A 6244-nucleotide genomic window follows, 5' to 3' on the forward strand; every position below is an offset into this window, starting at 1 on the left:
GGATCACGTCCTCAGGAGCCGCCCTCTCCCTGCCCTCTCCCTCTCGGCTTCGCCGGGGGAGAGGAGGGGGCGTCCTAGGCGACCTCGGCGGCTTGCGCCCCGGCTGACGGCTGGGCGGCGATGGCGTTCAGGATGCTCTCGATCAGCGCCTGGGCGTGGATCGGCTTGGACAGGTGCAGGTCGGCGCCGGCGTCGTGGCTGGCGCGGATGTGGTCGTCCAGCGCATTGGCGGTCAGCATGATCACCGGCGTGCGCGCCGCGCCGGTCTCGCGCTCCCATTCGCGCAGCAGGGCGGTGGCCGACAGGCCGTCGAGCTCCGGCATCTGCATGTCCATCAGCACCACGTCGAAGCGTTCGGTCTTCAGCAGTTCGAGCGCCAGGCGCCCGTTCTCGACGATCGTCGGGATGACACCCACCGACTCCAGGATCAGCTCCACGACCTTCTGGTTGGTGGGATGGTCCTCGGCCACCAGGACCCGGCAGCCGACGATGTCCAGCTCCGGCCCCGCCTCCGCGCCCTCGACGCTCTCGCCGTCGGCGAGGCGTTCCAGCGGGACGTAGACCGAGAAGACCGACCCCTGCCCCGGGGTCGACTGCACCACGATGCGGCCGCCCATCAACTCGACCAGCGAGCGGCTGATCGCCAGGCCGAGCCCAGTGCCGCCGAAGCGGCGGCGGATCGAGGCGTCGGCCTGCTCGAAGCGGCGGAACAGGCGCGCGCCGGTCTCCTCGTCGAAGCCGATGCCGCTGTCGCTCACCTGGAAGCGCACCTCGTCGCCGAAGGCGATCACCTCCAGCACGACCTCGCCGGCCTCGGTGAACTTCACCGCATTGGACAGCAGGTTCGAAAGCACCTGCGTCAGGCGCACGGTGTCCCCGGCGTAGTGGCCGACGGCGTCCGCCGTCACGGCCCAGCGGAAGTCCAGGCCCTTGCCCAGGGCCGAGGCGCGGTGCAGCTCGGCGATGTGCCCGACCAGCCGCTCCATGCTGAAGTCGTCGCGCGCCAGGGTGATCTCGCCGGCCTCGATCTTGGAGAAGTCCAGGATGTCGGTCAGCACCCGCTCCAGCAGGCGGCCCGACGCCACGATCAGCTCGGCCAGTTCGCGGCCCTTGGGCGTCGACTGCTGGCCGGCCAGGGTCTCGGAAATGGCGATCACCCCGTTCAGGGGGGTGCGCAGCTCATGGCTCATATTGGCCAGGAAGCGGGACTTCTCGGTGTTGGCGCGCTCAAGCTGCGCCGTGCGCTCGCTGACGCGGTCCTCCAGCGAGGCCAGCACGGCCTCGGTCTTCTCGCGTTCGGTGCGCAGCGAGATGGCCAGCACGCCGATCTCGTCCTTGCGGCGCTCCACGTCGCTGACGTCTACGCGCTCGTCCGCGCCGGGTTCGCAAGAGGCGGCCAGCCGCTCCACCGGGCGCACGATGCTCGAGCGGGCCAACAGCACCACCGCCAAGGCCTGGATCGCCGAGGCGATGCCGCCGATCAGCAGCACCCAGGAGGCCGAACTCAGGGCCGAGGCCATGACATTGGCCTTGGGATAGGTCAGCAGGAGGTACCAGTTGGGCCCGCTCAGCCGGCCGAAGGCCACGATCTGGCGGCCGTCGCGGCTTTCGATCACGCCGTTGTCCTGGCCGGTCGTGGCGGCGCGGGCGACGATGTCGGTGAGGGCGAACTTCTTCTCATAGGCCGCCAGCGTCTTCTCCGGCGAGCGCGTCTGGTCGGTGAACCCGGGGTAGGCGATCAACTCGCCCTTGGAGGTCACGATCATCGGCGAGGCGCCCGAGGGCGTGTTCTTCAGCGCGCTCAGGAAGAAGTGGGTCAACTCCATGGAGGAGCCGAAGGCGCCGACGTAGCGGCCGTTCACATAGGCGGGCGTCAGGCAGGCGGTGGAAAGGCGCTTGCCGACCGTGTCCTGCACCAGCCGCTGCAGATTGGTGCAGCGGGTCGCGCGGCTCGGATCGAATTGCGGCAGGGTGAGCCGGGCCATCTCCTCCTTGGCGACGGAGAAGTCGGCGGGCGCCTCGTGGCGGTAGTACATCAGGCGGTCGGCCCGGTCGGGGGCGTACATCACCAGCCGCGCTGGATCGGGCGTGAAGAAATAGAGGGTGTCGTAGTCGCGCCGCGCGGCCTGGCCGAAGTCGGACACCAGCCGGAACGCCGCCACCAGGGCGCGCATCTCTTGCGGCGAGGCGGTCTTCGGCGACGTCAGCAGCGCGCCCAGGCCATAGGTGTAGTCGCCGTTGTCGAGCACCCCATCGAAATACTTGTCGCGGCTGCGGCGCGTGCCGTCGGCTTGCAGCGGGAAATAGGCGTCGGCCAGCTTGGCCACCTCGGCGTCGCTGAGCTTGTCCATCCGCCGTTGCAGCTCTTCGCCGGCGGCCTGGTGCAGGGTCGACAGGTTGGAGAACTGCCGGTCCACATTGGAGCTGCGCTCCCGGACATAGTCCGTGAGGTAGCCGATCTGGCGGTTCGAGAGTTCGCGCTCGAACACGACAAAGGCGCCGAAGGTGCCGAGCACCGTCATGATCAGCGACATCAGGCCGACGCTGATCAGGAACCGACGCGAAAGCGATTTCATTGACTTATGTCGACTCCGCTCAAGTCGCGGAACGTAGCTATCGAATGTTAGGGGCAGGTTTACGCGGCAGGGTCCGTCGCCAGGGGAGGCGGCGCGTCCGCCTGGGGCCCTACCTGTCGAACTTGGTCGCGAGCACGATCGAGGAGTTGGTCCGCTCCACGCCGCGCAGGGCGCCGATCTCGTCGATCAGGGCATCCATCTCGCCGACATTGGGGGCCGCGACGGTGGCGATCATGTCGGACGGGCCGCTCACCGACTGCAGGCGGCGCACGCCCGGCATGCGCTTCAGCTCCGCGGTTACGGCGGAGGCCTGTTTGGGCTCGACCGTCAGCATCACGAAGGCGTGGATCATCGCCGCCTCTCGCGCCTCCGACAGCTTCACCGCATAGCCGGCGATCACCCCGCTCCGCTCCAGCCGCGCCAGGCGGCTCTGCACCGTTGTGCGCGACAGGCCGAGCGCCCGGGCCAGTTCGGCGACCGGCGCGCGGGCGTTTTCGCGCAGGCGGGCCAGAAGGTGCTCGTCCAGGTCGTCCATCGTCGATTCGCCGAATGCTGTGATCTATCTGCCCAGAATTACTCAAAATATCGCCGAGATGCGAATTGAATCCGGCGCCGGTGGGAATCATCCTGATGGGCGACACACCCGAGGGAGCCCACATGCGCCAGATCGCCGTTATCGGAGCCGGCAAGATCGGTTCGACCATCGCCGCCCTGCTGGCCGGTTGCGGCGACTATGACGTCCTCCTGATCGACGCCAACCCTGCGGCCCTGGAAGGTCATCCGGCCGCCGTCCGCACCCGCACCTTGGCGATCGAGGATCCCCAGGCCCTGCGGCCGGCGCTCGCCGGCGCCTTCGCCGTGCTCAACGCCGCGCCCTACCACCTCACCACCGTGGTCGCCGAAGCCGCCAAGGCGGCGGGCGCGCACTACCTCGACCTCACCGAGGACGTGGCCGCGAGCCGCGTGGTCCGCGACCTGGCCAAGGGGGCCAGGACCGCGTTCATCCCGCAATGCGGCCTCGCGCCGGGGTTCATCACCATCGCGGCCTGGGACCTGGCGCAGCACTTCGACGAGCTGCACGACGTGCGCCTGCGGGTCGGCGCCCTGCCGCGCTATCCGTCCAATGCGCTCAACTACAACCTCACCTGGTCGACCGACGGGGTGATCAACGAATATTGCGAGCCCTGCGAGGCCATCGTCGGCGGCCGGCTGCGCGAGGTCCCGGCGCTGGAGGAATGCGAGGAGTTCTCCCTCGACGGCGTGACCTACGAGGCCTTCAACACCTCCGGAGGCCTCGGCACCCTGTGCCAGACCCTCGACGGAAGGGTGCGCAACCTCAACTACCGCACCATCCGCTATCCGGGGCATGCGGCGATCATGAAGGCGCTGCTGAACGACCTCGGCCTGCGCAACCGCCGCCCGCTGCTGAAGGACATCCTGGAAAACGCCGTGCCGGCAACCCTGCAGGACGTGGTCATCGTCTTCGTCACCGTCAGTGGGCTGAAGGACGGCCGCCTGATGCAGGAGACCTACGTCAACAAGGTCTACGCCCAGGCCGTCGGCGGCAAGATGACCAGCGCCATCCAGATCACCACCGCCGGCGCGATCTGCGCGGTGCTCGACCTGCTGGCCTCCGGCAAGCTGCCGCAGGCGGGCTTCATCCGTCAGGAGGACATCGCGCTGGCCCATGTCCTGGGCAACCGCTTCGGGCGGTTCTACGCTGGCGACGAGGCCGACCTCCAGCCCGCCCTCCGCGCCGCCGAGTAGACGACATGACCCTGCAGACCCCCATCGGCTCGGCCCGCGCCGAGGCCGCCGACGTCTTGGCCCGCCTGGGCGTGGCCGAGGCCTTGTGGACCGGCGGCGACCGCCCCGTCCGCTCGCCGGTCACCGGCGAGATCGTCGCCGAGGTCCACGACACCACGCCGGACGCCGTCGCCGGGACGGTCGAAGCCGCCCACGCCGCCTTCCTGGCCTGGCGCGCCACACCGGCCCCGCGCCGGGGCGAGCTGGTGCGCCTGTTGGGCGAGGAGTTGCGCGCCGCCAAGCCCGACCTCGCCCGCCTGGTCACCCTGGAGGCCGGCAAGATCGTCTCCGAGGCCGCCGGCGAGGTGCAGGAGATGATCGACATCTGCGACTACGCCGTGGGCCTGTCGCGCCAGCTCTTCGGCCTGACGCTCGCCACCGAGCGGCCGCAGCACCGGATGATGGAGACTTGGCATCCGCTGGGCGTCGTCGGCGTGATCAGCGCCTTCAACTTCCCCGTCGCGGTGTGGTCGTGGAACGCGGCCCTTGCGCTGGTCTGCGGCGATCCCGTGGTCTGGAAGCCTTCGGAGAAGACGCCCCTGACCGCGCTCGCGGTCCAGGCGCTGTTCGAGCGCGCGGCGGCGAAATTCGGCGACGCGCCGGCGGGCCTCTCCGCGGTGATCGTCGGCGGCCGCGAGGTCGGCGAGGCCCTGGTCGACCACCCGAAGGTCCCGCTGGTTTCCGCCACCGGCTCGACGGCCATGGGCCGCGCCGTGGCGCCCCGGCTGGCCGGCCGCTTCGCCCGGGCCCTGTTGGAGCTCGGCGGCAACAACGCCGCCATCGTCGCGCCCACCGCAGACCTCGACCTCACCCTGCGCGGCGTGGCCTTCGCGGCCATGGGCACCGCCGGCCAGCGCTGCACGACGCTGCGGCGGTTGTTCGTGCACGATAGCCTCTACGACGCCTTCGTCCCGCGCCTGAAGGCCGCCTACGGCTCCGTGCCGGTGGGCGATCCGCGCAAGGCGGGCGTGCTGGTCGGCCCGCTGATCGACGCCGCCGCCTTCGAGGGCCTCGAGCGGGCGCTAGCCGACGCGCGGGCCGCCGGCGGCCAGGTCGCCGGCGGCGAGCGGGTCGAGGCCGGCGGGCCGGACGCCGTCTACGTCCGCCCGGCCCTGGTGGAGATGCCCCTGCTTGCTGAAGGGGGCCAGGCGCAGGTCGTCCGCCGGGAGACCTTCGCCCCGATCCTCTATGTGATGCGGTATACGGACATCGCCGACGCCATTCGCCTCCAGAACGACGTGCCCCAGGGCCTGTCGTCCTCGATCTTCACCAACGACGTGCGCGAAGCCGAGCTCTTCACCTCGGTGAACGGCTCCGACTGCGGCATCGCCAACGTCAACATCGGCCCCTCGGGCGCCGAGATCGGCGGCGCGTTCGGCGGCGAGAAGGAGACCGGCGGCGGTCGCGAGGCCGGCTCCGATTCCTGGAAGGCCTACATGCGCCGAGCCACCAACACCGTGAACTACGGCGCGACGCTGCCCCTGGCGCAGGGGGTCAAGTTCGACGTGTGATCCAAGCTGCTCCTCGAGGGAGCTGATAGCGGGCGCAATCAGCCAAAGCCCTGGTTGCGCTCCTCGTCGGCGAGGAAGGCCAGCAGGTCCTTCAGCGGCATGGGCTTGGCGATCAGATAGCCCTGGGCCAGGTCGCAGCCCATGGCCGCCAGCAGCGAATAGCAGTCGTTGGTCTCGACGCCCTCGGCGGTGACCTTCAGGCCCAGGCTGTGGGCCAGGTCTATGGTGGAGCGGACGATCAGGGCGTCACGCTGGCTCTCGGTGACGCCTTCCACGAGGGACTTGTCGATCTTCAGCTCCTGACCGCGGATCCGCTTCAGATAGGCCAGCGACGACAGGCCGGTGCCGAAA

The 6244-nt window shown here is 69.7% G+C and carries 5 protein-coding genes; 2 read left to right on the forward strand and 3 right to left on the reverse strand.

Going from position 1 to position 6244, the window contains the following annotated elements:
* Positions 1 to 74: 74 nt before the first annotated feature.
* Both VNW53_RS19465 and VNW53_RS19470 read right to left on the reverse strand, forming a co-directional pair.
* On the reverse strand, positions 75 to 2576 hold the full coding sequence (locus VNW53_RS19465; RefSeq protein ID WP_325557709.1) for an ATP-binding protein: 2502 nt from the start codon (positions 2574 to 2576) through the stop codon (positions 75 to 77).
* Positions 2577 to 2685: 109 nt separating this feature from the next.
* Complete coding sequence (locus VNW53_RS19470; protein ID WP_325557711.1) at positions 2686 to 3111, reverse strand: Lrp/AsnC family transcriptional regulator; 426 nt, start codon at positions 3109 to 3111, stop codon at positions 2686 to 2688.
* 95 nt (positions 3112 to 3206) lie between these two features.
* On the opposite strand from VNW53_RS19470, the gene VNW53_RS19475 reads away from it, so the two are divergent.
* Positions 3207 to 4343, forward strand: a complete 1137-nt coding sequence (locus tag VNW53_RS19475; protein ID WP_325557712.1) for a saccharopine dehydrogenase family protein — start codon at positions 3207 to 3209, stop codon at positions 4341 to 4343.
* Between the two features lie 5 nt (positions 4344 to 4348).
* Positions 4349 to 5893, forward strand: a complete 1545-nt coding sequence (locus tag VNW53_RS19480) for an aldehyde dehydrogenase family protein (protein WP_325557714.1) — start codon at positions 4349 to 4351, stop codon at positions 5891 to 5893.
* Between the two features lie 38 nt (positions 5894 to 5931).
* On the opposite strand, the gene VNW53_RS19485 is transcribed toward VNW53_RS19480, so the two are convergent.
* Positions 5932 to 6244: EAL domain-containing protein (locus VNW53_RS19485; RefSeq protein ID WP_325557715.1), on the reverse strand; the 313-nt coding region annotated here is incomplete at its 5' end.

The organism is Phenylobacterium sp. (genome assembly GCF_035569475.1).
Taxonomy (GTDB): Bacteria; Pseudomonadota; Alphaproteobacteria; order Caulobacterales; family Caulobacteraceae; genus Phenylobacterium.

Excerpts from the sequence above, each read along its gene's own strand:
- VNW53_RS19480 (WP_325557714.1), top strand. The coding sequence starts at position 4,349 with ATGACCCTGCAGACCCCCATCGGCTCGGCCCGCGCCGAGGCCGCCGAC.
- VNW53_RS19470 (WP_325557711.1), bottom strand. The coding sequence starts at position 3,111 with ATGGACGACCTGGACGAGCACCTTCTGGCCCGCCTGCGCGAAAACGCC.
- VNW53_RS19465 (WP_325557709.1), bottom strand. The coding sequence starts at position 2,576 with ATGAAATCGCTTTCGCGTCGGTTCCTGATCAGCGTCGGCCTGATGTCG.
- VNW53_RS19475 (WP_325557712.1), top strand. The coding sequence starts at position 3,207 with ATGGGCGACACACCCGAGGGAGCCCACATGCGCCAGATCGCCGTTATC.